Here is a 23,906-nt window from a genome sequence, read left to right as displayed (position 1 = left end):
GCATGCGTCAGCCGAAAGTATCGATTATCATGGGTGTTTACAATTGCCAAGAGACAGTAGAAGAAAGCATTGAATCGATTCTCCGTCAAACCTATGAAAACTGGGAGCTCATCATATGTGATGATGCATCAACAGATGGCACCTATGAAAAAGTGCTGAACTATACCATGCGTGATCCCGATAGAATTCGCCTCATTCAAAACGAACACAATCAAAGACTTGCCGCCAGTTTAAATCGTTGTCTCACTGAAGCGAATGGAGAACTGATTGCAAGACAGGATGGCGACGATATATCAGTGTCTACACGATTAGAAAAACAGGTTCATTTCCTTGAAGCACATCCAGAATATGATGTGGTTGGTACGGCGATGACGGTGTTTGATGAGTCAGGGGCGAAGGGCGTTCGAGCCCTTGTCTCAGAGCCTGATCGAAGGGTGCTAGCAAGAGGAACGCCTTTTTGTCATGGGACGATTATGATGAGAGCGTCTGCCTACAAGGCTTTAAATGGCTATCGTTCTGTAAAAACAACTAGACGGATGGAAGATATCGATCTTTGGATTCGTTTTTTTGCTGCGGGGAGAAAAGGCTTTAATCTGCAAGAGCCCTTATACCTTGTAAGGGAGGATGAAGCGGCCTTTCAGCGCCGGAAATTCCGATATTCAATGGACAATGCCTGGCTTGTGTTACAAGCATGCAAGCAATTAAAATTGTCGCCGTTTGATTATCTCTTTGCGCTTAAACCGGTCATCCGTGCCTGTATGTCACCAAAGATCATGAGGTTTTATCATCAGCGGAAACTTGGAGGATCTATGGTGAAAAGGAGGACGATTCGGGATGAGTGAGCCAAAGCGTGTACTTCATGTTGTGGGCGGAATGAACAGAGGCGGAGCAGAAACGATGATCATGAATATCTATCGTGCAATCGACCGGAATGTTCTTCAATTTGATTTCATTACCCACCGGGAGGATGTCTGTAATTACGATGAGGAAATTCGTCAGCTTGGCGGGCGGATTTTTTATGTCCCAAGTATTGGAGCGTCCTCTCCATGGACGTTTGTCAAAACGTTGACGAAGACGATCAAGCAAACGGGACCTTATCAGGCGGTGCATGCACATACAGATTTTCAAACGGGCTTTTCTGCCCTTGCTGCGAAACTGGCAGGTGTGAAGATACGCATTTGCCATTCACATAATACGGCTTGGAAACAGTCTCCTAGCCGGGTTGATCATTTGTTGCTCAAAGGATTCCGTCAATTGATCTTTGCCTTTTCTACGCAGCTCGTTGCATGCGGTGAAGATGCCGGTGCCTTTTTATTTGGACAAAAAAGAATGCACGATGGACGAGTGGACATTTTGCCAAATGGGATTGATTTGGACCTTTTTTTTCAGTTGGAGCCAGAAGCGAAGGTGAAGATGAAAAAAGACCTCCATCTTCACGAGAGAAAACTGATCATTGGACATATTGGCCGATTTCATGAGCAGAAAAACCATGTTTTTTTCATCGAATTAGCGCAGACACTGAAAAAACAAGGGGTCTCCTTTCAGCTAGTTCTCATAGGAGATGGGCCGCTCCGGCCAGTGGTTGAATCGTATGCAGTGAAAGCAGGATTAATGGAAGACATTGTGTTTACGGGCGTTGTCTCAGAGGTTCCGCAGTATATGAAAGCATTTGATGTGTTTGTGATGCCGTCTTTGTTTGAAGGTCTTCCTCTCGTATTAGTGGAAGCGCAGGCATCTGGACTCCCATGTGTGATTTCAGATCATATCACAAAGGAAGTCGATTTAGGTTGTGGGCTTGTGAAACGGAAATCCTTGCAAGATTCAGCTCATGAGTGGATGAAAGCCATACTAGAAGCCTACCATGCAGACCCTCCTCTTCAGGAGACCATTATTTCTCAGCTTGGCCTTAGAGGATTTGATGTGAAACAGAACATCACCCGTGTGATGAATGTGTATGGATTGTAAGGAAGGATTGGCAGATGGCGGTTTATTTGGTGAACATGATCATGGTCTATTTATGGTCGAGCTTTGCTGCATTTTATGGCAGACGTGATGATACCATACAAAGCGGCTGGCGGCCGAACAAGCTTCTGGTGTTTTTTCCATTTTTATTTCTTTGTATTGTGGCGGGCATACGCTACAAAGTAGGAACTGATTTTGTAACCTATGGACAAATGTATGAGTTCTCCGTCAACTATGACAAGCCTTGGCATATTTTCGGATTCGGTGTAGACAAGGCCGCCACTGATCCGGGCTTTACATTGATCTTATGGATGCTCAATCAACTATCACATGAGCCGCAAATCATGTATATCACAGTTGGGATCATCACCTATTTTTTTATTATCAAAACACTTGTGCGATATGGACGGCCATTTGAGCTTAGTATGCTGCTATTTCTCGGTACATTTCATTATTACGCTTCGTTTAATGGCATGCGGCAGTATATGGTGGCAGCGATTCTTTTTTATGCCATCCAGTTTGTCATCAAAGGTCAGTGGAAATGGTATTTTCCGCTCGTACTTGTATGCGCGCTATTTCATTCCTCGGCACTCATTATGATTCCAGTCTATTTCATCGTCAGAACAAAGGCATGGTCTTGGATGATGCTTGTGTTATGTATGATTTTTCTAGGCTTAACTGCTCTGTATGACCGCTTTGTCTCCGTGTTTGTGGTGATGCTGCAAGGGAGTTCTTATGGTCATTACGAGGAGTGGCTGACAACGAATACGAATGGAATGAATGTGACGAAAATTGGTGTCTTGATTTTGCCGTTATTGCTTGCGTTCTTTTGTCGAAAACGACTTCGTGAGCTGACCCCAGAGAGTGATTATATTGTGAATTTTTGCTTGCTTGGATTTTTGTTTGGCATCCTTGCAACGAAGGATGTCATTTATGCAAGATTTCATATTTACTTTGGTCTGTATCAGCTCATTTTACTACCTTATTTCACACGGATTTTTGATCAGCGAACCAATTTCTTTATGTATATCGGAATTGCGGTTTGCTATATTTTGTACAGCATTATGCTGATGCCGTTTGATTCTTCTGTTTTACCGTACCGAACGATTTTTACAAAGTAGATTTGAAGAAAGGTGGGGCTTGCTGTCATGCCAGCTATCAGTCTATTGGTCGCAGTCTATAACACTAGTCAATATGTGGAGCAGTGTCTTCAATCGATTGCAGACCAAAGCTTTTCAGATATAGAGGTCATCCTCATTAACGATGGATCTACCGATCACAGTGGAGACATCCTTGAAGCGTTTGCTGCGCGTGATGAGCGATTTCGGGTGATTCACCAAACCAATCAAGGGCTGGGAGCGGTGAGGAACAGGGGCATAGAAGAAGCAACAGGAACGTATCTTGCCTTTGTTGATTCAGACGATGTTCTCGCTCCTCAATACTGTGAGGCTTTATATCAAAAAGCCGAAAACACCGGTGCTGATCTTGTTGTCAGTGAATATTGGATTCAATTTGAACAGTCAAAACGGATCATACCGACGACGCTGTTAGCTCAACAGGAAGCCGATAAGACAAGTTTAATAGAATCGTTATTACATGGTGAGATCACGGGATTCTCATGGAATAAGCTCTATCGGCGGGCGTTTATCGAAAAGCATCATATCCGTTTTCCGTTGAGAGGTGAGCTTGAGAATATTGAAGATCAATATGTCACGCTGCGCTGTTTTTCTTTATCACGTGTCATTGCCTTTGTTCATGAGCCGCTTTATTATTACCGGGTTCATTTGTCATCCATTGTCCAGCGATATCAAAAGCAGTATTTTCAGCATGGACTGGCGTTTTATGACGCGCAGCGTTTGTTTTTAAAAGAGCATGGTGAGCTGACACCATATGAGAAGGCTTTTTATTTTTTTATCGTGAATCATACGCTGCATTGTATGCTCAATGAATGGAAGAGCCAAAATTCCCTTTCCTTTCAAAAAAAGCTTGGTCATATGCGTGAAATGGTGACACATGAAGCTTTTCAGAAGGCTGTGAAACAAGTGGAACCATCGAAGCTGACTGTGCGAAAGCGAATGATCTTATTCCTTGCTAGAATGCAGTGGGTGTATCCGCTCTCTGCCGCAGCATCAAGCTATCAAAAATGGATTGAATATCAAACGAGAAAATCGGGGTGATGAGTGTGACATTGCAGCAATTAAAAGCACATGCCGCAGAGTGGCTGCTCTTAAAGATCAAGTATCCACTTCAATATAGGTTGAGCCGCCAAAGACTGCCAGAGCTGCGTCATCAGAAGAAAATCATTCTCACGCTGCTGCCGGCACATGACAACTTAGGTGATCACGCGATTGCCTATGCCAGCTGCTGTTTTCTACAAAAGCACTTTCCAGACTATCAAATCATAGAAGTAGACATGCAGGAGATGTATCGTCTAGCACGTCCGCTGAAGCACGCGCGGCACCCAGAGGACATTGTCTGTATCATCGGCGGGGGCAACATGGGCGATTTATATCGATATGAAGAATGGACAAGACAATTTATCATGAACGCCTTTAAGTCCTATCCTGTTATTCAGCTGCCCGCTACTGCTCATTTTACAGAAACAAAGAGAGGGAAAAGAGAAGAACGCCGCGCTATTCAAGCATATCAGCAACACCCGAGGCTTCTCTTGATGGCAAGAGATCAAACCACCTATCAATGGATGAAGAAGCATTTTCCTAATAAAGAGGTGTGGAAACAGCCTGATATGGTCCTGACATTAGACGAAACATCAAAGAGTCAAACCCGTAAAGGAGTGCTGCTTTGTCTGCGTGAGGATAAGGAGGCGTATCTCACGAAAGAGAAACGAGAACAACTGCAGGAGCATATCAAAGAAACGTATGATCAAGTTGGTTTTATCACAACGACCATTGGTAAGCGAGTGAATCGAACGACTCGTTTAGAGGAATTATCCACGTTATGGACGCAGTTGAGTCAGGCACAAGTCGTCGTGACAGATCGACTGCATGGCATGATCTTTTGTGCGATCACACATACACCGTGTGTTGTCATCAGGTCGTTTGATCATAAAGTCATGGAAGGATATGAATGGGTAGCGCACTTGCCGTTTATGACCCTTTTGAAGGAACCAACGGAGGAAGCGGTGAAAAAGGCCATTCATCAGCATATGAAAACAAGCAGACAAAAGGGAGAGGAAGTTGGATGAAGGCCCTTAAACACTGCGTGAAATCACCATGAACCGTGCGTTTCTTTACAATGTCAGTGCAAATGTGATGACGTTTTTCTTGATGATGCTGATGTCTGTTTGTTTAACGCCTTACATTGTTCATACACTTGGAGTGGAAGCGTTTGGTCTGATTCATCTGACTCAAAATATGATCAATTATTTATCGGTCATTACGGCTTCATTAAGTGCTGTGGTGGTGCGTTTTTTTTCTGTTGCGGCTCATAAAGGAGAGATGGAACAAGCGCAGCGCTATCTCGCTTCCTATTTTGTCAGTTCTCTTTTTTTATCCATCTGTCTTTTTTTACTTTGTCTATTCATGTCTCAGCAGCTGGTTGACTGGCTCCATGTGCCTGCTCATCTTGCAAAAGATACACAGATCGCCTTTGTGTTAGGGGGTCTTTTATTTATGCTCAATTTCGTCATGTCTGGTATTGGGGCGGCACCGTTTTATGCGAACAAATTATATGTATCGAGTGTTGGACAGGCCATTCAGATGTTTGGCAGAGCGCTTGTGATTGTGCTGTTATTTACCGTGACGACACCAGCCATTTGGCATATTCCGCTTGCAGCCGTTATGGGAAGTTTCGCCGCTTTGGGAATGGGTCTCTATTATTTTAAGAAACTCATTCCTTGGTTTTCGTTTAAGTGGCGGTACGTTTCTTTATCTTCAAGTCTCACGCTAGTTCGATCAGGGGTGTGGCATTCATTTGAGCAAATGGGCATTTTGTTGTTTTTACAAATCGATTTATTGATGACCAACTTACTGATTGGGGCAGAAGCGACTGGACAGTATGCCGCCATTTTACAATTTCCATTATTATTGCGCACCCTTGCAGGGACACTTGCGGTTGTGTTTGCGCCAACGATCACAAAATTATATTCAAATCAAGACGAGCAGGGGCTCATTCAATACGCCGCCAATGCCATGAAATGGAGTGGTTTATTTGTGGCATTCCCCGCGGCTCTGTTAGGAGGTCTTGCCGGTCCGCTCATGATGTTATGGCTTGGACCAGCCTTTGAGGAGCTAAAATGGCTGCTGATGATTCATGCGGCTTATTTGTGTTTCACGTTGATGTTTTTACCGCTGACCTATGTACCGACTGCCTTTAACCGATTTAAAGTGCCGGCGGTTGTGACACTCATATTAGGCGGTTCCAATGTCCTGTTCGCCTATGGACTGACTCACCTACTTCAGCTTGGGTTATATGGCATTGCATCAGCAGGGGCCGTTGTTTTATTGATGAAAAATATCGTCTTTCTCCCATTGTATACAGCCAAGATCACGAAACAGAAAAGTACCATCTTTTACAAACATACAGTCGTTCCGCTGTTTGGGGCTCTATTCATATGGGGGATCTGTGCCGGTATTCAGACTGTGTATGATGTGACGAGATGGTGGGAGCTATTTTGTATTGGCGGAATATGTTTCGTTCTCTACTTAGGCTATTTGTATCAATTTGTAGGAACAAAACAAGAGCGGATACAGCTCATGCGTAAGGTGAAACAAGCTGCTATTGAACGCTCTGTCTCTCGCTAGTGTGGAAAGGAGAAGCAATGATGAAAAGAATAATAGATGTGGTCGTGGCTTTGACCCTGCTCATCGCAGGCAGCCCCCTTTTCCTTCTCATCTATGGACTCATTCGGTGGAAAATCGGAGCTCCTGTGGTGTTTCGACAAGAACGGCCTGGTCTGTACGGACAGCCGTTTATGCTTTATAAATTTCGGACGATGACCGAGGAACGCGATGAACATGGCGTACTGCTTCCAGACCATCTTCGATTAACAAAAACCGGCGCCTTTATTCGTAAGCTCAGTCTTGATGAATTGCCGCAGCTTGTCAATGTACTCAAAGGGGAAATCAGTCTCGTTGGACCAAGACCGCTTTTAATGGAGTATTTACAAATGTACACAGAGGAGCAAGCGAAGCGTCATCTTGTGAAGCCTGGTATCACTGGATGGGCCCAGGTGAATGGGAGAAATACTCTCTCTTGGGAGGAGAAATTCACCTATGACCTCTGGTATGTAGAGCATCAATCGTTTTGGCTCGATATGAAAATCTTATGGATGACCTTGCTGAAAGTCATCAAAACAGAAGGGGTGCAGCAGCCAAATCATGCAACAGCTGAAAAATTCAAAGGAACCGATACGTAAAGAGCAGCCCATTGGCTTAATCGGGGCTGGCGGACACAGCAAGGTCATTCAGGAGTTGATTTTTTTGCATCCTGATTACTCATTGTGTGCTGTATTAGACGATCGATTTGAGGAGGCTGACACTCGAACCGGCATTCTGTATGGTCCGGTTTCTATGAGTCAAAAGGTAAGAGATGAAATACCTGATATGCAATGGCTGATTGCCATTGGGCAAAACGAAATCAGACAGAGGATCAAAGAACGTCTCGCATTTGAAGAGAGGGCATTTGCCACACTGATTCATCCAGAGGCAGTTGTGAGCTCGTCAACGAAGGTTGGCCGAGGAACGGTTGTGATGGCAAGGGCTGTTGTGCAAGCAGATGCAGTAATTGGTGAGCATGCCATTATCAACACCGGTTCTATCGTGGAGCATGACTGCTTTCTCGAATCCTTTACGCACCTTTCTCCGGGAGCCGTGCTCACCGGCTGTGTCTCTGTGCGAGAGGGTGCTCATATTGGAGCTGGGGCTGCTGTCATACCTGGCAGAACCATTGGAAGCTGGGCAGTGATCGGCGCAGGAGCGGCAGTGACCCGAGATATACATGATCAGAAAGTCGCCGTAGGCGTTCCTGCAATTGAGATCAAAGATCGAAGAGAAGGTGGGAAATCATGAGAGACAGGAAACGAATCTACTTATCTCCTCCTCATATGAGTGGAAAAGAACAGAAGAAAATAGAGGAGGCATTTAAAAGCAATTGGATTGCACCATTAGGACCGCTTGTAAATGAATTTGAGCAAGTGGTCGCGGATTATGCAGGCGTGAAGAGTGGAGCGGCATTGTCTTCAGGAACAGCAGCCATTCACCTTGCCTTAAAACTCATTGGCGTTCAAAAGGGAGATATGGTCTTTTGTTCCACTCTCACATTTGTTGCCAGTGCAAATCCTATTTTATATGAACAAGCGACGCCTGTTTTTATTGATTCAGAAAAAGAGACATGGAATATGTGTCCGTTGGCGTTAGAGAAAGCCTTCGCTGAAACAAAACGACTTGGGAAAAGACCCCGTGCGGTTATTGTCGTTCATTTATACGGACAAAGTGCGAAAATGGATGAAATCATAGCGGTGTGTGAGGCATATGATGTGCCAATCATTGAAGATGCGGCTGAATCGTTAGGCAGTATATATAAAGGAAGAAAAAGCGGTTCAATGGGCAGGTTCGGTGTGTACTCTTTTAACGGAAATAAAATCATTACAACATCAGGAGGCGGAATGCTTGTCAGTGATGATGAAGCAGCCATCGACCGCTGCCGATTTCTCGCGTCACAGGCAAGAGAACATGCCCTACACTATGAACATCAAGAGGAGGGATATAACTATCGGATGAGCAACCTACTCGCAGGTGTAGGAATTGCACAAATGGAAGTGTTAGAGGAGCGTGTTCAGCAAAAACGCCGCATTTTCGAGCGTTATCAAGATGCTTTAGCCGATATTGAAGGCCTTCAATTTATGCCAGAATATCAAGAAACCACATCAAACCGCTGGCTGACCACATTCACCATTGATCATCATGTACAGATGTCTCCAGTAGAGATGATAGATGCTTTAGAACAAAAGCAGATCGAAGCAAGGCGTGTATGGAAGCCACTGCATCAGCAGCCGCTCTTTCATGGTTGTCCTTTTTATACAACAGCCGATGAAGTCCCTGCATCTGAGTTGTTATTTGAGACAGGTCTTTGCCTGCCATCTGGTACAAGCATGACAGACGCGGAACAGGAGCTTGTCATTGATACATTGCACAGCGCCCTGCAAAAGAAAGCATTATCCTCCACATAGGCTGCTCGTTCATCAGCAGCCTGCCTCTCTTTTTATCAATCCCTTATTTTATGGAATCATCATGACCTATGGCTTACTGTAGGGCGGTCCGGCTTTTTGATGATGTACAAATCGAAGCTGGATCAAAAGCTTTTCCTGCATGAAAAACACCCTTTGCAATCATGAGAAAGGGTGTTGTTTTTCGTCCATTTATTCGCTTTCTTTTTTCACCTTTTGGTACGCTTCATCGAGATGTTGAATTCGCTTCAAGACAACAGCATTTTTCGTCAATTGGTCCTGCACAAGTGTAGAAACCACCGACCGATAATAAGCGTTCATGGCATGAATCTTGTCTTCATGTTGATTCATGGCAATGTGCTGTTTTAAATTGTCGATAAAGTATGGAACGGAAAAAAGTTCAGACATGGAAATCACTCCTATTTCGTATATACGGTCCGTCAATCTTCATGTAAAATGATGAGAGGGAGGGGAGACAATGAGCCTTAAACTGCAACAAGAACTAGTATTAAAGCAGGTACTCACGCAAGAACTCAGGCAGGCGATTACGCTGCTGCAATTGAATTGTGCAGAGCTGGGTGAGTATCTTGATCAGTTAGCGCTTGAGAACCCTCTGATTGAGCGGAAAGACACGGACAGCTATCAACCAGTTTATCATAAAAGAACGCAAGATCGAATGACAGAGCCGTATCGTACGCATCAAAAAGAAAGCCTGCAAATGTATTTAAAGAGACAGGCCATTGATTTGAATTTAAGTGAAAAGAATCAAAGGATTTTTCAATTCATGATTGAGTCCATTGATTCCAATGGCTATTTAAATGAACCGGTTGACCAAATGGCCGCTGTGTTACAGGCTTCGGCAGAAGAAGTAGAGGCCGTTCTTCATCAGCTTCAATCATTAGAGCCTGCCGGTATTGGCGCTAGATCATTGCAAGAATGCATCCTGCTCCAGCTTAGACGAAAAAAAGATCGCTGGTATGAAGCAGAGCTGATCATCGAAGGGCATTTCTTTCTTTTCGCAAGGAAGGCTTGGAAGGAAATCGCAGCTAAAACAGGTATGCCGTTGAAAACCCTGCAAGCCATACAAGATGAGGTGTCGCTTCTCGAACCAAGACCAGGCCTTCATTTCTCTTATGAAGACCAGGATGTGTATATAGAACCAGATGTGTTGATTACAGCTGCGGGAGGTCACATCACATTCGAGTTGAACCAGCGTGCTTTTCCGGACATTGAAATGAATGAAGGGTATTTCGCCATGATTCAAGATCAACAGCGGCATGAAGCATATGCATATTTAAAGGAAAAGCATCAGCAGTACAATTGGCTTGTTCAAGCGCTGAAGCAGAGAAAACAAACGATGACAAATGTCGTTCGTGAGATTATCTTACAACAGACTGATTTTTTCCTGACAGGGAAGCATAAAATGAAACCGCTTACGATGAAGCGGATTGCAGATATATTACAAGTGCATGAGTCGACAGTGAGTCGAACAGTCAAAGGGAAAATGGTGCAGACTCCTTATGGGTTAATGGAAATGAAACAGTTTTTCCAAGCGAAACTAGAAGGGCATTCGCTTGAAGAAGCATCCAGCTACACAGTGAAGACCCACATTGCAGAGCTGATTCAATCAGAAAATAAGAAAAAACCGTATTCGGATCAGCAAATCATGACGCAGCTTCAGCAAACCTTTGGTATCCGCGTCTCTCGCAGAACCATTGCCAAATATCGTGAACAAATGAACCTTCCGTCTTCCACGCTGCGGAAGCGATATGATTAAAAAGAAGCACATGCCAGAAACAATGGCACGTGCTTCTTTTTTGATGAGTGGAAGAGTGAGAGAAGATTTCTTGAGAATTGAAAAAAGGGAAGACGTGTGATCTGAATTTTGGGGTAAAGTATAAGATAGGGCATGAGCCGATAGGATAGACAACAGTGATGAGGTGAGACCAATTGAAATATAAACAAATCAAAACGAAAAAAATATATGAAGAAATTGCGGACGCATTAGTCGAATCCATTCGAACGGGGGAGCTTCTTCCGGGCGAAAAATTAGACTCGGTTCAAGCACTTTCTGAAAACTTTCAAGTCAGCCGTTCCGCTGTGAGAGAGGCGCTGTCCGCTTTGAAAGCGATCGGATTAATAGAGATGAAGCAAGGAGAAGGCACATATGTGAAGCAGTTCGATCCTGAGCAGCTCACATTTTGTTTATCTCCTGCTTTTTTGATGAAGCAGCAGGATATCGTGCAGCTTCTTGAAGTGAGATCAATCATTGAATCAGGTGCTGTCAAAAAGGCAGCATTGCTGCGGACAGACGAGGACCTCGATCGACTGCATGAGGCACTAGAACAAATGAAGCGTGCAGAAGCGCATAAAGAAATTGGTGAAGAGGCAGACCTTACATTTCATCTTGCCATTGCTAAAGCCTCAAAGAATCATTTACTGGCGGCGTTAATGAATCAGGTCTCATCCTTATTAATTGAAACGATGCGGGAAACGAGAAAAATCGTGTTATTTTCAAGAAAAGCGTCCATACGTCAGCTTTACAAAGACCATGAACGTATTTATCAAGCTGTCATGGACAAGCAGCCAGAAGAAGCGGAGAGGGCGATGCTTACACATTTGGAAAAAGTAGAACAACTTCTTGGTGATGTACTGCAAGAACAGGAAGGAAAGCCAGATATTCAATAAGCTGTGCCACATAAGGGCACAGCTCTATTATTGAAGAGAAATATGCAATTTTTTCATTCGATATTGCAGACTTTGCCTGCTCATGCCCAATATCTTTGCAGTCTGTGAAATATTGTCGTCCATTTTATTTAAGTAATGGACGATGTATTGTTTTTCAAATCGTTCCATTTGGGTTTGGAAATCAGTTGTATGATCTGAGCTCGTGTAGACAAACGTATCAGCTGCAGCTGCTAGATTAAGCGGACTCTTCTGCATGTGTTCACTAGGACGTCCTTCTCTTTGCTTGAAACGGAAATGGTAAGGAAGGTGATGCATGCTTAAGTATGTTTCGTCCATCATCATATTCATCCCAGCTTCAATCACATGCTCCAGTTCTCTTACATTGCCCGGCCAATGATACGTTTGGAACAGGGCAAGTACCTCTTCATCAGCCGCCTTCACATTCATTTGAAACAGTTCATTATATTTTTGAATAAAATGCATGACAAATGTGGGGATGTCTTCTTTTCGCTCAGAGAGTGGCGGGATAAACAAGGTGACAATGCCAAGCCGGTAAAATAAATCCTTTCGCATCCGTCCACCTGCGATCGCATCCACAGGGTCCTCATTCATATTAGCAATTACTCTCACATCAATGGCGATTTCCTTTGTACTGCCTAACCTTCTTACACGTTTCTCTTGCAAGACGCGCAATAGTTTTGCTTGAAGAGCTGGGTGTAATGAGTTGATCTCATCTAAAAGCAGTGTACCTCCTTGTGCTTGTTCGAATAGACCGGGCTGATCTGTTGCCCCTGTAAAAGCCCCTTTTTGTGTTCCAAAAAGCAGACTTTCAATCAGGTTATCAGGCAGTGCTGCACAATTCTGCGTAATAAATGGTCCAGATGAACGGCTGCTGCCATTATGAATGCTTTGTGCAAATAGCTCTTTCCCCGTCCCTGTCTCACCAACAATCAGCACATAAGAAGAGGTACGTGTGGCTCGTTTCGCATGTTCAATCACTTCTAAAAAGGCAGGACTCTCCCCAATGATTGAATCAAATGTAAAGCGTGTGTTTCCTTTTTTCTTCATATTGTGATGAATGAGCCGTTCCAGTTTCGTGACATCATTCGAAATTTCAACCGCTCCTTGAATCAAACCGTCTCGAACGAGCGGGTATGTATGGTTAATCGTTGTGATTTCTTTTCCATTGTAGTTGTGATACGTCTGCTTTGCATGAACCGTCTGTTTTCCGGTTCGCAGCGCTTGGACAAGTGTACTGTGCATCTCATCCTGAAACACAAAGAGGTCTAAGACATTTTTATAAAGGACATCAGAACGTTTTAAAGATTCGATCTCCATCATTTTTTTGTTATAAACAATGGTATTACCATTTTCATCAATGGCGTGAACCCCAACATCAATTAAATCGAGCATTTGTTTATATAGATCAATCTCATTTTCGAGCTTTGCGGTATGCTGATCTTTTTTCACTTGCGCCACCTCCAGACATTACCTCTATTTTACATGAAAAATTTTGCGGTTTCCTCTAAAAAAATTTGCATATGCAAAATTATTTTGCGTTAAAGATGAGAACAATCCTAGACACAGAGCAATCACTAAGTTGGCATGATCCTTGCATAATATAAGAGTGGAGATGAACCCAATCAAAAGAGGCAAGCTTATAGAAGGAGGAATACACGATGACACAGACAAAAGCATTGATTCATCAAACAGAACAATACGGTGCGGCGAACTATCATCCGTTGCCAATTGTGATTTCAGAGGCTGAGGGAGTGTGGGTGACTGATCCTGAGGGCAACCGCTACATGGATATGCTCAGTGCATATTCTGCAGTGAACCAAGGACATCGCCATCCCCGCATTATTGAAGCGCTTAAAACACAAGCTGACCGCGTGACACTCACATCAAGGGCCTTCCATAATGATCAGCTTGGCCCATGGTATGAGAAGATTTGCAAATTAACGAATAAAGAGATGGCATTGCCAATGAATACGGGTGCTGAGGCTGTGGAAACGGCTGTAAAGGCAGCGAGACGATGGGGCTATGATGTCAAGGGGATCAAAGAGAATCGCGCAGAAATCATTGCATGTACCGGGAATTTTCATGGTCGTACAATGACGGCTGTGTCACTTTCTTCGGAAGCAGAATATCAAAGAGGTTTCGGTCCGATGCTTCCAGGCATAAAGCTCATCCCTTATGGAGATATTGAGGCGTTACGCGAAGCGATCACTCCGCAAACAGCGGCTTTTCTCTTTGAACCGATTCAAGGAGAAGCGGGCATTGTCATGCCGCCTGAGGGCTTTATAAAAGAGGCAAAAGCGATCTGTGAGAAGGAACATGTGTTATTGATCGCAGATGAAATTCAAGTCGGATTAGCGCGGACCGGCAAGATGTTTGCATGCGACTGGGAAGACATTGAGCCGGATATGCTGATTCTTGGTAAAGCACTTGGCGGAGGGGTATTCCCGATCTCATGTGTTGTCGCAAACCGTGATATTTTAGGTGTATTTAATCCAGGGTCTCACGGGTCTACCTTCGGCGGGAATCCTCTTGCGTGCGCAGTATCACTTGCTGCACTAGATGTTTTAATCGACGAGAAGCTTGCCGAGCGCTCATTGGAGCTTGGGCAATATTTCAAAGACAAACTATCACGCATTCAAAGTCCTGTGATTAAGGAAGTACGCGGTCGTGGACTATTTATTGGGATGGAACTGACTGAGGCAGCTAGACCTTATTGTGAGAAGCTCAAGCAAGCAGGGCTGTTATGCAAAGAAACCCATGAGACAGTGATTCGATTTGCACCGCCGCTTACTATTTCAAAAGAAGACTTGGATTGGGCAATTGCTCATATCCAAGCGTTATTTCAAGCATAAATGATCAAGGGAGAAGCCTTCAAATTCTCCCTTTCTCTTTCAATGAACGGCGAATTTTGTCAAAGGTTGATGAATAGAAGAGTGAAAGTGGGGAAGCGGATTTGAAGCCAGAACAGCATAATGAACTAGAGCGTTCCATGAAAAGCAGACATCTTTTTATGATTGCCTTAGGTGGGGTCATCGGAACAGGCCTTTTCCTTGGATCAGGACTCATTATTCATCAGGCAGGCCCAGGGGGAGCCATTCTTTCGTTTATCATTGGCGGGTTACTCATGTATTTGGTGATGCTCTGTCTTGGTGAATTAGCAGTGGCGATGCCGACAGCTGGTTCCTTTCAGGAGTATGCAACCAAATATATTGGTCCGTCCACAGGCTTTATGATCGGCTGGCTCTATTGGTTTAGCTGGGCATGTACGATCGGACTTGAATTTACATCAGCAGGGATTCTACTCCAAAGGTGGTTTCCTGATATCCCAGTTTGGCTTTGGTGTCTTGCCTTTAGCGTCATCTTATTTGCCATCAATGCCATCTCAGCTCGCAGCTTTGCTGAAACCGAGTTTTGGTTTTCAGCCATCAAGGTTGCTGCGATCTTATTGTTTATTATCATTGGAATTGGCGCAATTTTCGGAATGATTCATTTGAAAGGTGGGGAACCTGCCCCTCTATTTCGCCATTTGACGGATCATGGCGGACTTTTTCCTAATGGTGTTTTTGCGATTTTATTAACCATGGTCACAGTCAATTTCTCCTTTCAAGGAACAGAGCTTGTAGGGATTGCAGCAGGGGAGAGTGAAAATCCAGAAAAAACACTCCCACGCTCTATTCGCAATATTATTTGGCGGACGATGGTCTTTTTTGTTTTATCGATTGCGGTTCTTGCAGCGCTTCTGCCATGGCAGACCGCCGGCGCGGTGGATAGTCCGTTTGTTGTGGTGTTGGACAAGGTCGGCATACCATACGCTGCAGATATCATGAATTTTATTATCATTACAGCCGTCTTATCTGTAGCGAACTCTGGATTATATGCATCATCACGTATGCTTTGGGCGCTTTCAAAAGACGGGAAAGGACCTGTTTTCACGAAAAAATTATCCAAACGTAAAATCCCGATCAATGCCTTATTGGTGACAATGGGTGTATCCGCTCTATCACTGCTCACGAGTGTTGTAGCACCAAAAACGGTATATGTCTGGCTCATATCCATTTCGGGTATGGTGCTTGTCGTGGTTTGGATGTCTATTTGTTTATCCCAATACTTCTTTAGGAGACAATTCATAAAAGAGGGCGGAGATGTAAAGGATCTTGTCTTCCGAACGCCTTTTTATCCATTTGTGCCATTAGCAGGCTTTATCGCATTTGGCATTGTTCTTATCAGTTTATTCTTTATTGAGGATCAGCGGATTGGTCTTTATTGCGGAGTTCCATTTATGGCCGCCTGCTACATCATTTACTACCTCAAGATTAAACCGAAGGAAGATGCGAAACGGTTTAATGAAGAGAAAGAAACGATACCGAAAACATAAGCAGGCGGCTTTTGACCGCCTGCACCTTTTCAAAGACAAATGCATTCAATATAGAAGAAAATAAATAGTTTGAAAAAAATAAAATAGCGGAAAGCTAGATGACAAGCAGGTTATCGGTCAAAATGTGTCTATTTTTTGTCTAAATGTGTTTGTAAGAGTTGAAAATGCAAGATTATCCTGTTAAAATAATTAAAGAAAGCAGGGATTGATTTTTTTTGGCTGTGGCGGGACGTTTTTTGTCACAGTGGGACGTTTTTAGTCCAACGTGAAAAGAAAGGGTCGTTAGCCATGAATCGTTTATTGGAAGCTCAAAAAAAATTATTACCAGATCTTCTCACAGTTATGCAAAAGCGCTACGACATTTTGCAGTACATCAGATTAGCTGAACCAATTGGTCGCAGAAGTCTTGCGACAAGTCTTGGTCTCAGTGAACGTATCTTAAGAGCTGAAGTTCAGTTCTTAAAGGAACAAAATCTGCTGGATGTCAAAACGAGCGGTATGATGCTGACGACTGAAGGTCATGCTTTGCTTGAAATGCTTGAAGGAATGATGAAGGACGTTTTAGGTTTAACCTTTTTGGAAAATACATTAAAGAGGAAATTAGGCCTGGAAGAAGTCATCATTGTTTCTGGTGACAGCGATGAATCCCCGTGGGTGAAGCAAGAAATGGGAAGAGCTGCTGTCCAATGTATGAAAAAAAGGTTTACTGGAAATAATATCGTCGCCGTCACTGGCGGAACGACGATGGAAGCTGTTGCCGAAATGATGACCCCTGATGCCAAAAATCGCGACATGATGTTTGTCCCTGCGAGAGGCGGTCTTGGGGAGAATGTAAAAAATCAGGCAAACACCATTTGTGCCCACATGGCTGAAAAAGCTTCCGGTACTTACAAACTGCTGTTTGTTCCAGGACAGCTGTCAGAAGGTGCTTACTCTTCCATTATTGAAGAGCCGTCCGTCAAAGAAGTGCTTCAAACAATTAAATCATCCACGATGCTTATTCATGGAATCGGTGAAGCAAAAACAATGGCGATGAGACGAAACACACCTGCTGAAGATTTAAAAAAGATTGATGAGCATGACGCAGTGACAGAGGCTTTTGGCTATTACTTTAATCGTGATGGCGAGGTCGTCCACAAAGTGCACTCCGTCGGCATGCAGCTAGATGATTTAGAAAGCATTCCACACATCATTGCTGTTGCTGGTGGATCATCAAAGGCTGGGGCCATTGAAGCTTATTTCAAAAAACCCCGCCGAACGGTTCTCGTCACAGACGAAGGAGCCGCAAAAGAGTTATTAAGGGAGTCAATAGATCCCTCAATATAAAACATTGTGACCTATAAAAGGAGGAAACATCATGGCAGTAAAAGTCGGTATTAACGGATTTGGACGTATTGGACGTAACGTATTTCGTGCAGCATTAAACAATCCTGAAGTTGAGGTAGTAGCGGTTAACGATCTAACAGACGCTAACATGCTTGCACACCTTTTACAATATGACTCTGTTCACGGAAAACTAGATGCAGAGGTTTCTGTAGACGGTACGAACTTAGTAGTGAACGGTAAAACAATCGAAGTATCAGCTGAGCGTGACCCTGCGAAATTAAGCTGGGGTAAACAAGGCGTAGAAATCGTTGTTGAATCTACTGGATTCTTCACAAAACGTGCAGACGCTGCTAAACACTTAGAAGCTGGCGCTAAAAAAGTCATCATCTCTGCTCCTGCTAACGAAGAAGATATCACAATCGTTATGGGTGTAAACGAAGACAAATACGATGCAGCTAGCCACGATGTCATCTCTAATGCATCTTGTACAACAAACTGCTTAGCTCCATTTGCAAAAGTACTTAACGATAAATTTGGTATCAAACGCGGTATGATGACAACTGTTCACTCATACACAAATGACCAACAAATTCTTGATCTTCCGCACAAAGACTACCGTCGTGCTCGTGCAGCTGCGGAAAACATCATCCCAACTTCTACAGGTGCTGCGAAAGCTGTTTCACTTGTATTGCCTGAACTTAAAGGTAAATTAAACGGTGGCGCTATGCGTGTTCCAACACCTAACGTTTCTTTAGTTGATCTTGTTGCTGAATTAAATCAAGATGTGACAGCTGAAGACGTAAATGCAGCACTTAAAGAAGCGGCTGAAGGAGAACTTAAAGGAATCCTTGGCTACAGCGAAGAGCCATTAGTATCTGGTGACTACAATGGTAATGCAAACTCTTCAACAATCGATGCTCTTTCTACAATGGTAATGGAAGGCAGCATGGTGAAAGTCATTTCTTGGTACGATAACGAGAGTGGATATTCTCACCGCGTTGTTGACCTTGCAGCTTACATTGCAAAACAAGGTCTTTAATTTCTCACACTGAAGGAACTCACTTGGTTCTTTCCTAGAGACACGATATAATGAAGACGGACAAGGGAAGGGGAAGCATCCCTTTCCCTTTTTCTCTGTATTTATCCGTTCTGCACGATTTCTCGTTTTGATGAGGGCAAAATGGGAAAAGGATAAAGAGAGACTTGTCCAATGCGTAAGGAAACCAGAATAAAGGAGGATCTCCTGACGAGCATGAATAAGAAATCAGTAAAAGACATTGACGTAAAAGGTAAAGTTGTGTTCTGCCGCGTAGATTTTAACGTTCCAATGAAGGACGGAAAAGTGACGGATGATACTCGTATTCGCGCAGCATTACCAACGATTGAGTATTTAACAGGACAAGGCGCAAAGGTACTACTAGCTAGTCATTTGGGTCGTCCTAAAGGTCAAGTTACTGAAGAACTGCGTCTGACACCTGTAGCAAAACGTCTGCAAGAGCTTCTTGGGCAAGAAGTGAAAAAAGCAGATGAAGCTTACGGCGACAACGTGAAAAAGCAAATCTCTGACTTAAAAGAAGGAGATGTGCTAGTGCTTGAAAACGTTCGTTTCTATCCTGGTGAAGAAAAGAACGATCCTGAATTATCAAAAGCGTTTGCTGATTTAGCCGATGTGTATGTCAATGATGCGTTTGGTGCTGCACACCGTGCACATGCATCCACAGCTGGTATTGCAGCGTATCTTCCGGCTGTTTCAGGATTCCTCATGCAAAAAGAGCTTGAGGTTCTAGGAAAAGCCATTTCAAACCCTGATCGCCCATTTACAGCGATTATCGGTGGCGCAAAAGTAAAGGATAAAATCGGTGTAATTGAAAGTCTTCTTGATAAAGTGGACAACCTGATCATCGGCGGCGGACTTGCTTATACATTTGTCAAAGCACTTGGCCACGAAGTAGGGAAATCTCTATTAGAAGAAGACAAAGTAGATTTAGCGAAATCCTTTATGGACCGTGCAAAAGAAAAAGGCGTGAACTTCCTGATTCCAACAGATGTTCTGGTAGCCGACGACTTTTCAAATGATGCGAATACAAGCATTGTGCCAATCTCTGAAATTCCAAGTGATCTAGAAGCACTTGATATTGGAATAGAGACAAGAGAGAAGTATGCTGATGTTATTAAAAACAGCAAACTTGTTGTTTGGAACGGACCAATGGGTGTATTTGAAATCGATGCATTCGCTAAAGGAACAAAAGCAATCGCAGAAGCACTGGCAGAAGCAAAAGATACATATTCTGTCATTGGCGGTGGAGATTCAGCAGCAGCTGTTGAGAAATTTGGTCTTGCCGATCAGATGAGCCATATTTCTACAGGTGGCGGCGCTTCACTTGAATTTATGGAAGGCAAAGAACTTCCAGGTGTGACTGCATTAAACGATAAATAAGACCAAAACTGCTATAAGGAAGTGTCAATCATGAGAAAACCAATTATAGCTGGGAACTGGAAGATGAACAAAACACTTGGTGAAGCTGTAAGCTTCGTTGAAGAAGTCAAGTCATCTATTCCATCTCCTGACAAAGTGGAATCTATTGTCTGTGCACCAGCCCTTTTCCTTGAAAAGCTGAACAGCCTTTCTAACGGAACAGACCTTAAAATTGGTGCGCAAAACATGCACTTTGAAGAAAACGGTGCATTCACTGGTGAAATCAGCCCTGCTGCGCTTAAAGATCTTGGCATCGGCTACTCAGTGATCGGTCATTCAGAGCGCCGCGAATTCTTCGCTGAAACAGATGAAACAGTGAACAAAAAAGCACATGCTGCATTCAAGCATGGCATCGTTCCAATCATCTGTGTAGGTGAAACGCTTGAAGAGCGTGAAGCAGGCAAAACAAACGAACTTGTCGCTGATCAAGTGAAGAAAGCACTAGCTGGTTTAACGAAGCAGCAAGTCGCTGAATCTGTGATTGCCTATGAGCCAATCTGGGCGATCGGTACAGGTAAATCTTCTACAGCAAAAGATGCAAACGATGTTTGTGCGCACATTCGCCAAACGGTTGCAAGCGAATTTGGTCAAGAAGCGGCAGACAGCCTTCGCATTCAATATGGCGGAAGCGTGAAACCTGCGAATATTAAAGAATATATGGCAGAATCCGATATTGACGGTGCTTTGGTAGGCGGCGCAAGCTTAGAACCTCAGTCTTTCGTTCAATTATTGGAGGAAGGTCAATATGAGTAAGAAACCAGCTGCATTAATCATCTTAGATGGATTCGGTTTAAGAGGCGAAACAGTCGGTAACGCTGTTGCCCAAGCAAAGAAACCGAACTTCGACCGCTACTGGAACGAATTCCCGCATCAAACCTTAACGGCTTCAGGTGAGGCAGTAGGTCTCCCAGAAGGTCAAATGGGGAACTCTGAAGTTGGGCATTTGAACATCGGTGCAGGACGCATCGTGTACCAAAGCTTAACAAGAGTGAATGTGGCCATTCGTGATGGGGAATTTGAGAAAAACGAAACGTTCCTAGATGCAATGACTTATGCAAAAGAAAATGACAAGGCCCTTCATCTATTCGGTCTCTTGTCAGACGGCGGTGTGCATAGCCACATCCAGCATCTTTTTGCCTTGCTGAAACTAGCGAAAAAAGAAGGCTTAACAAAAGTATACATTCACGGTTTCTTAGACGGACGTGATGTTGGTCAGAAGACAGCGAAAGTGTACTTAAAACAGCTTGAAGAACAAATCAAAGAAATTGGTGTCGGAGAAGTCGCAACACTTTCTGGACGCTATTACTCAATGGACCGTGACAAACGCTGGGATCGTGTGGAGAAAGCATATCGCGCGATGGCGTATGGTGAAGGCCCAAGTTATCAAAATATCTATGATGTCGTTGATGACTCCTATGAAAATGGAATCTACGATGAGTTCGTTATTCCATCTGTCATTACGAGAGAAAATGGTGAGCCGGTAGCAAAAGTAAACGACGGCGACTCTGTGATTTTCTATAACTTCCGTCCAGACCGTGCGATTCAAATTTCAAACACATTCACAAATGAAGATTTCCGCTCGTTTGACCGCGGGGAAGCACATCCGAAGGATTTACACTTCGTCTGCTTCACACACTTCAGTGAAACGGTAGATGGCTATGTGGCTTTCAAACCAGTGAATTTGGATAACACAGTAGGAGAAGTACTTTCTCAAAATGGATTGAAGCAGCTGCGGATTGCTGAAACAGAGAAATATCCTCACGTGACGTTCTTTATGAGCGGTGGGCGTGAAGAAGAATTTCCTGGAGAAGACCGCATCTTAATCAATTCACCAGATGTCGCAACCTATGACCTCAAGCCAGAAATGAGCGCTTATGAGGTAAAGGATGCACTTGTTGCAGACATCAATGCGGACAAGCATGATGCGATCATTCTGAACTTTGCTAACCCAGATATGGTGGGTCATTCAGGTATGCTTGAGCCAACAATCAAAGCCATTGAAGCAGTAGATGAGTGCTTAGGAGCTGTAGTCGACGCAATCCTAGCAAAAGGCGGACATGCCATCATCACGGCAGACCACGGTAACGCAGACGTGCTCATTACCGAAGAAGGAAAGCCGCATACTGCACATACGACAAACCCTGTTCCAGTCATCGTAACGAAAAAAGGGGCGACGCTTAGAGAAGGCGGCATTTTAGCCGATCTATCTCCAACGCTTTTAGACTTACTTGGTCTTGAAAAACCAAAAGAGATGACAGGAACATCATTGATTCAAAAATAACAAATTGATTCAAAAGGAGAGAAATAACGATGCCATACATTGTTGACGTATATGCACGCGAAGTATTAGACTCTCGCGGTAACCCAACAGTTGAAGTAGAAGTTTACACAGAATCTGGCGGCTTTGGCCGTGCACTAGTACCAAGTGGTGCGTCTACTGGTGAATATGAAGCAGTAGAACTACGTGACGGAGACAAAGACCGTTACCTTGGAAAAGGTGTTCTGACAGCTGTAAACAACGTAAATGAAATCATTGCACCAGAGCTTTTAGGCTTTGATGTCACTGAACAAGTAGCGATTGACAAAATGTTAATCGAACTTGACGGAACTGAAAACAAAGGGAAATTAGGCGCAAACGCAATCCTTGGCGTATCTATCGCTGTAGCACGTGCGGCTGCTGATTTCTTACAAATTCCACTTTACCAATACCTTGGTGGATTCAACTCCAAAACGCTTCCAGTACCAATGATGAACATCGTCAACGGCGGAGAGCATGCGGATAACAACGTAGACATTCAAGAATTCATGATTATGCCTGTAGGTGCACCGAACTTCCGTGAAGCACTTCGCATGGGCGCTCAAATCTTCCATAGCCTGAAATCTGTATTAAGCGCGAAAGGCTTAAACACAGCTGTAGGTGACGAAGGTGGATTTGCTCCAAACCTTGGATCTAACGAAGAAGCACTTCAAACAATCGTAGAAGCGATTGAAAAAGCTGGTTTCAAACCAGGTGAAGAAGTCAAACTTGCGATGGATGCTGCATCTTCTGAGTTCTATAACAAAGAAGACGGTAAATATCATTTATCAGGCGAAGGTGTTGTGAAAACATCTGCTGAAATGGTTGACTGGTATGAAGATATGGTATCGAAATACCCAATCATCTCGATCGAAGACGGCCTTGATGAAAACGACTGGGAAGGTCACAAACTATTAACTGAGCGTCTTGGCAGCAAGGTTCAGCTAGTAGGAGACGACTTGTTCGTAACAAATACGAAGAAGCTTTCTGAAGGAATCAAAAACGGCGTTGGTAACTCAATCCTCATCAAAGTAAACCAAATCGGTACATTAACTGAAACATTTGATGCAATCGAAATGGCGAAACGTGCAGGCTATACAGCTGTTATCTCCCACCGTTCTGGTGAAACAGAAGACAGCACAATTGCAGACATTGCAGTTGCAACAAACGCTGGACAAATCAAAACAGGTGCTCCGTCTCGTACGGACCGTGTGGCGAAATACAACCAATTACTTCGCATCGAAGATCAATTGGCTGAAACAGCTCAATACCACGGCATTGCTACATTCTACAACTTGAATAAGTAATGTAAAGCAACGCGCTGCGTGCGCTCTTTTGAAAAGAGCGTATCGCAGCGCTTTTTTTATGTTGAAATAAAGATGCAAAGCTGGCTCAAGCGAATTAGCTCTGCTTCCTTTGTCATATCCTATTTTTGTAAAAAATCATCCTTCAGTCAGAGGAGAAACGATGAGCTTGACGATTTATAAGCAATAAATCATGAAAACTCTACTAAAAATATGATCTGAATTGAACTTCTGCTATTTGCATGGGGGTGGTATCATTTTACATATATTAG

At 43.7% G+C, this 23,906-nt stretch carries 21 protein-coding genes; 19 read left to right on the top strand and 2 right to left on the bottom strand.

Translation table 11 applies throughout. The features are described 5' to 3' along the window. Positions 1-2: 2 nt before the first annotated feature. Genes epsE through M2353_RS16335 form a run of 9 tightly spaced genes read left to right on the top strand, consistent with a single transcriptional unit; the run spans position 3 to position 9,151 of the window. Positions 3-842 (top strand): glycosyltransferase EpsE, encoded by an 840-nt coding sequence (gene epsE / locus M2353_RS16375; protein WP_178897340.1) that lies wholly within the window; start codon positions 3-5, stop codon positions 840-842. Beyond that, positions 835-1,965, top strand: coding sequence for a glycosyltransferase family 1 protein (locus M2353_RS16370; RefSeq protein WP_284725737.1), 1,131 nt, complete (start codon positions 835-837; stop codon positions 1,963-1,965). Before epsE ends, M2353_RS16370 begins: the two co-directional genes overlap by 8 nt. Before the next feature lie 14 nt (positions 1,966-1,979). Beyond that, a complete protein-coding gene (locus M2353_RS16365; protein WP_024719852.1) occupies positions 1,980-3,083 on the top strand; it encodes an EpsG family protein in 1,104 nt (367 codons plus the stop codon). A gap of 27 nt (positions 3,084-3,110) precedes the next feature. After that, positions 3,111-4,139: a glycosyltransferase family 2 protein gene (locus M2353_RS16360; protein WP_284725736.1), complete on the top strand. Its 1,029-nt coding sequence runs from the start codon at positions 3,111-3,113 to the stop codon at positions 4,137-4,139. Further along, positions 4,139-5,167: a polysaccharide pyruvyl transferase family protein gene (locus tag M2353_RS16355; RefSeq protein WP_284725735.1), complete on the top strand. Its 1,029-nt coding sequence runs from the start codon at positions 4,139-4,141 to the stop codon at positions 5,165-5,167. The genes M2353_RS16360 and M2353_RS16355 overlap by 1 nt, the downstream gene beginning before the upstream one ends. Before the next feature lie 28 nt (positions 5,168-5,195). Further along, on the top strand, positions 5,196-6,725 hold the full coding sequence (locus tag M2353_RS16350; RefSeq protein WP_284725734.1) for an MATE family efflux transporter: 1,530 nt from the start codon (positions 5,196-5,198) through the stop codon (positions 6,723-6,725). Positions 6,726-6,745: 20 nt separating this feature from the next. Beyond that, positions 6,746-7,339: a sugar transferase gene (locus M2353_RS16345; protein WP_017359198.1), complete on the top strand. Its 594-nt coding sequence runs from the start codon at positions 6,746-6,748 to the stop codon at positions 7,337-7,339. Beyond that, positions 7,302-7,991, top strand: coding sequence for an acetyltransferase (locus M2353_RS16340; protein ID WP_268430575.1), 690 nt, complete (start codon positions 7,302-7,304; stop codon positions 7,989-7,991). Before M2353_RS16345 ends, M2353_RS16340 begins: the two co-directional genes overlap by 38 nt. Then, positions 7,988-9,151 (top strand): DegT/DnrJ/EryC1/StrS family aminotransferase, encoded by a 1,164-nt coding sequence (locus M2353_RS16335; protein WP_284725733.1) that lies wholly within the window; start codon positions 7,988-7,990, stop codon positions 9,149-9,151. Before M2353_RS16340 ends, M2353_RS16335 begins: the two co-directional genes overlap by 4 nt. Before the next feature lie 189 nt (positions 9,152-9,340). On the opposite strand, the gene yvfG is transcribed toward M2353_RS16335, so the two are convergent. Further along, on the bottom strand, positions 9,341-9,556 hold the full coding sequence (gene yvfG, locus M2353_RS16330; protein WP_017359206.1) for a protein YvfG: 216 nt from the start codon (positions 9,554-9,556) through the stop codon (positions 9,341-9,343). 70 nt (positions 9,557-9,626) lie between these two features. On the opposite strand from yvfG, the gene rpoN reads away from it, so the two are divergent. Then, positions 9,627-10,925 carry an RNA polymerase factor sigma-54 gene (gene rpoN / locus M2353_RS16325; protein WP_284725732.1) on the top strand — a complete coding sequence of 433 codons (1,299 nt, stop codon included), beginning with the start codon at positions 9,627-9,629 and terminating at the stop codon, positions 10,923-10,925. A gap of 173 nt (positions 10,926-11,098) precedes the next feature. Then, positions 11,099-11,836 carry a FadR/GntR family transcriptional regulator gene (locus tag M2353_RS16320; RefSeq protein WP_024719844.1) on the top strand — a complete coding sequence of 246 codons (738 nt, stop codon included), beginning with the start codon at positions 11,099-11,101 and terminating at the stop codon, positions 11,834-11,836. A 27-nt stretch (positions 11,837-11,863) separates the two neighbouring features. Here M2353_RS16320 and M2353_RS16315 read toward each other — a convergent pair whose 3' ends face one another. Then, positions 11,864-13,306 (bottom strand): sigma-54 interaction domain-containing protein, encoded by a 1,443-nt coding sequence (locus M2353_RS16315; RefSeq protein ID WP_284725731.1) that lies wholly within the window; start codon positions 13,304-13,306, stop codon positions 11,864-11,866. Between the two features lie 209 nt (positions 13,307-13,515). On the opposite strand from M2353_RS16315, the gene M2353_RS16310 reads away from it, so the two are divergent. The 8 genes from M2353_RS16310 to eno all read left to right on the top strand — a co-directional run bounded on the left by M2353_RS16310 (position 13,516) and on the right by eno (position 23,637). Next, positions 13,516-14,709, top strand: coding sequence for an ornithine--oxo-acid transaminase (locus tag M2353_RS16310; protein WP_073412743.1), 1,194 nt, complete (start codon positions 13,516-13,518; stop codon positions 14,707-14,709). A 137-nt stretch (positions 14,710-14,846) separates the two neighbouring features. Then, complete coding sequence (locus tag M2353_RS16305) at positions 14,847-16,232, top strand: amino acid permease (protein WP_047945706.1); 1,386 nt, start codon at positions 14,847-14,849, stop codon at positions 16,230-16,232. Positions 16,233-16,520: 288 nt separating this feature from the next. Beyond that, the gene (locus tag M2353_RS16300) at positions 16,521-17,558 is read left to right on the top strand and encodes a sugar-binding transcriptional regulator (RefSeq protein ID WP_008347711.1); all 1,038 of its coding nucleotides are present in this window, start codon (positions 16,521-16,523) and stop codon (positions 17,556-17,558) included. A 31-nt stretch (positions 17,559-17,589) separates the two neighbouring features. Next, positions 17,590-18,597, top strand: coding sequence for a type I glyceraldehyde-3-phosphate dehydrogenase (gene gap, locus M2353_RS16295; protein ID WP_007500174.1), 1,008 nt, complete (start codon positions 17,590-17,592; stop codon positions 18,595-18,597). Positions 18,598-18,810: 213 nt separating this feature from the next. Continuing rightward, a complete protein-coding gene (locus tag M2353_RS16290; RefSeq protein ID WP_024719840.1) occupies positions 18,811-19,995 on the top strand; it encodes a phosphoglycerate kinase in 1,185 nt (394 codons plus the stop codon). A gap of 30 nt (positions 19,996-20,025) precedes the next feature. After that, positions 20,026-20,787 (top strand): triose-phosphate isomerase, encoded by a 762-nt coding sequence (tpiA, locus tag M2353_RS16285; protein ID WP_017359213.1) that lies wholly within the window; start codon positions 20,026-20,028, stop codon positions 20,785-20,787. After that, the gene (gene gpmI / locus M2353_RS16280) at positions 20,780-22,315 is read left to right on the top strand and encodes a 2,3-bisphosphoglycerate-independent phosphoglycerate mutase (RefSeq protein ID WP_017359214.1); all 1,536 of its coding nucleotides are present in this window, start codon (positions 20,780-20,782) and stop codon (positions 22,313-22,315) included. Before tpiA ends, gpmI begins: the two co-directional genes overlap by 8 nt. Positions 22,316-22,344: 29 nt before the next feature. Further along, a complete protein-coding gene (eno, locus tag M2353_RS16275; RefSeq protein ID WP_003212752.1) occupies positions 22,345-23,637 on the top strand; it encodes a phosphopyruvate hydratase in 1,293 nt (430 codons plus the stop codon). Positions 23,638-23,906 lie beyond the last annotated feature (269 nt).

The organism is Bacillus aerius (genome assembly GCF_029894105.1).
GTDB lineage: Bacteria > Bacillota > Bacilli > Bacillales > Bacillaceae > Bacillus > Bacillus altitudinis.
The sequence above is the reverse complement of the archived record's forward strand: the minus strand, read 5'-3'. Positions and strand labels throughout refer to the sequence as shown.

Coding starts and splice junctions, on each gene's coding strand:
- epsE (WP_178897340.1), top strand. CDS start 3: ATGCGTCAGCCGAAAGTATCGATTATCATGGGTGTTTACAATTGCCAA.
- M2353_RS16370 (WP_284725737.1), top strand. CDS start 835: ATGAGTGAGCCAAAGCGTGTACTTCATGTTGTGGGCGGAATGAACAGA.
- M2353_RS16365 (WP_024719852.1), top strand. CDS start 1,980: ATGGCGGTTTATTTGGTGAACATGATCATGGTCTATTTATGGTCGAGC.
- M2353_RS16360 (WP_284725736.1), top strand. CDS start 3,111: ATGCCAGCTATCAGTCTATTGGTCGCAGTCTATAACACTAGTCAATAT.
- M2353_RS16355 (WP_284725735.1), top strand. CDS start 4,139: ATGAGTGTGACATTGCAGCAATTAAAAGCACATGCCGCAGAGTGGCTG.
- M2353_RS16350 (WP_284725734.1), top strand. CDS start 5,196: ATGAACCGTGCGTTTCTTTACAATGTCAGTGCAAATGTGATGACGTTT.
- M2353_RS16345 (WP_017359198.1), top strand. CDS start 6,746: ATGAAAAGAATAATAGATGTGGTCGTGGCTTTGACCCTGCTCATCGCA.
- M2353_RS16340 (WP_268430575.1), top strand. CDS start 7,302: ATGCAACAGCTGAAAAATTCAAAGGAACCGATACGTAAAGAGCAGCCC.
- M2353_RS16335 (WP_284725733.1), top strand. CDS start 7,988: ATGAGAGACAGGAAACGAATCTACTTATCTCCTCCTCATATGAGTGGA.
- yvfG (WP_017359206.1), bottom strand. CDS start 9,556: ATGTCTGAACTTTTTTCCGTTCCATACTTTATCGACAATTTAAAACAG.
- rpoN (WP_284725732.1), top strand. CDS start 9,627: ATGAGCCTTAAACTGCAACAAGAACTAGTATTAAAGCAGGTACTCACG.
- M2353_RS16310 (WP_073412743.1), top strand. CDS start 13,516: ATGACACAGACAAAAGCATTGATTCATCAAACAGAACAATACGGTGCG.
- M2353_RS16305 (WP_047945706.1), top strand. CDS start 14,847: ATGAAAAGCAGACATCTTTTTATGATTGCCTTAGGTGGGGTCATCGGA.
- M2353_RS16300 (WP_008347711.1), top strand. CDS start 16,521: ATGAATCGTTTATTGGAAGCTCAAAAAAAATTATTACCAGATCTTCTC.
- gap (WP_007500174.1), top strand. CDS start 17,590: ATGGCAGTAAAAGTCGGTATTAACGGATTTGGACGTATTGGACGTAAC.
- M2353_RS16290 (WP_024719840.1), top strand. CDS start 18,811: ATGAATAAGAAATCAGTAAAAGACATTGACGTAAAAGGTAAAGTTGTG.
- tpiA (WP_017359213.1), top strand. CDS start 20,026: ATGAGAAAACCAATTATAGCTGGGAACTGGAAGATGAACAAAACACTT.
- gpmI (WP_017359214.1), top strand. CDS start 20,780: ATGAGTAAGAAACCAGCTGCATTAATCATCTTAGATGGATTCGGTTTA.
- eno (WP_003212752.1), top strand. CDS start 22,345: ATGCCATACATTGTTGACGTATATGCACGCGAAGTATTAGACTCTCGC.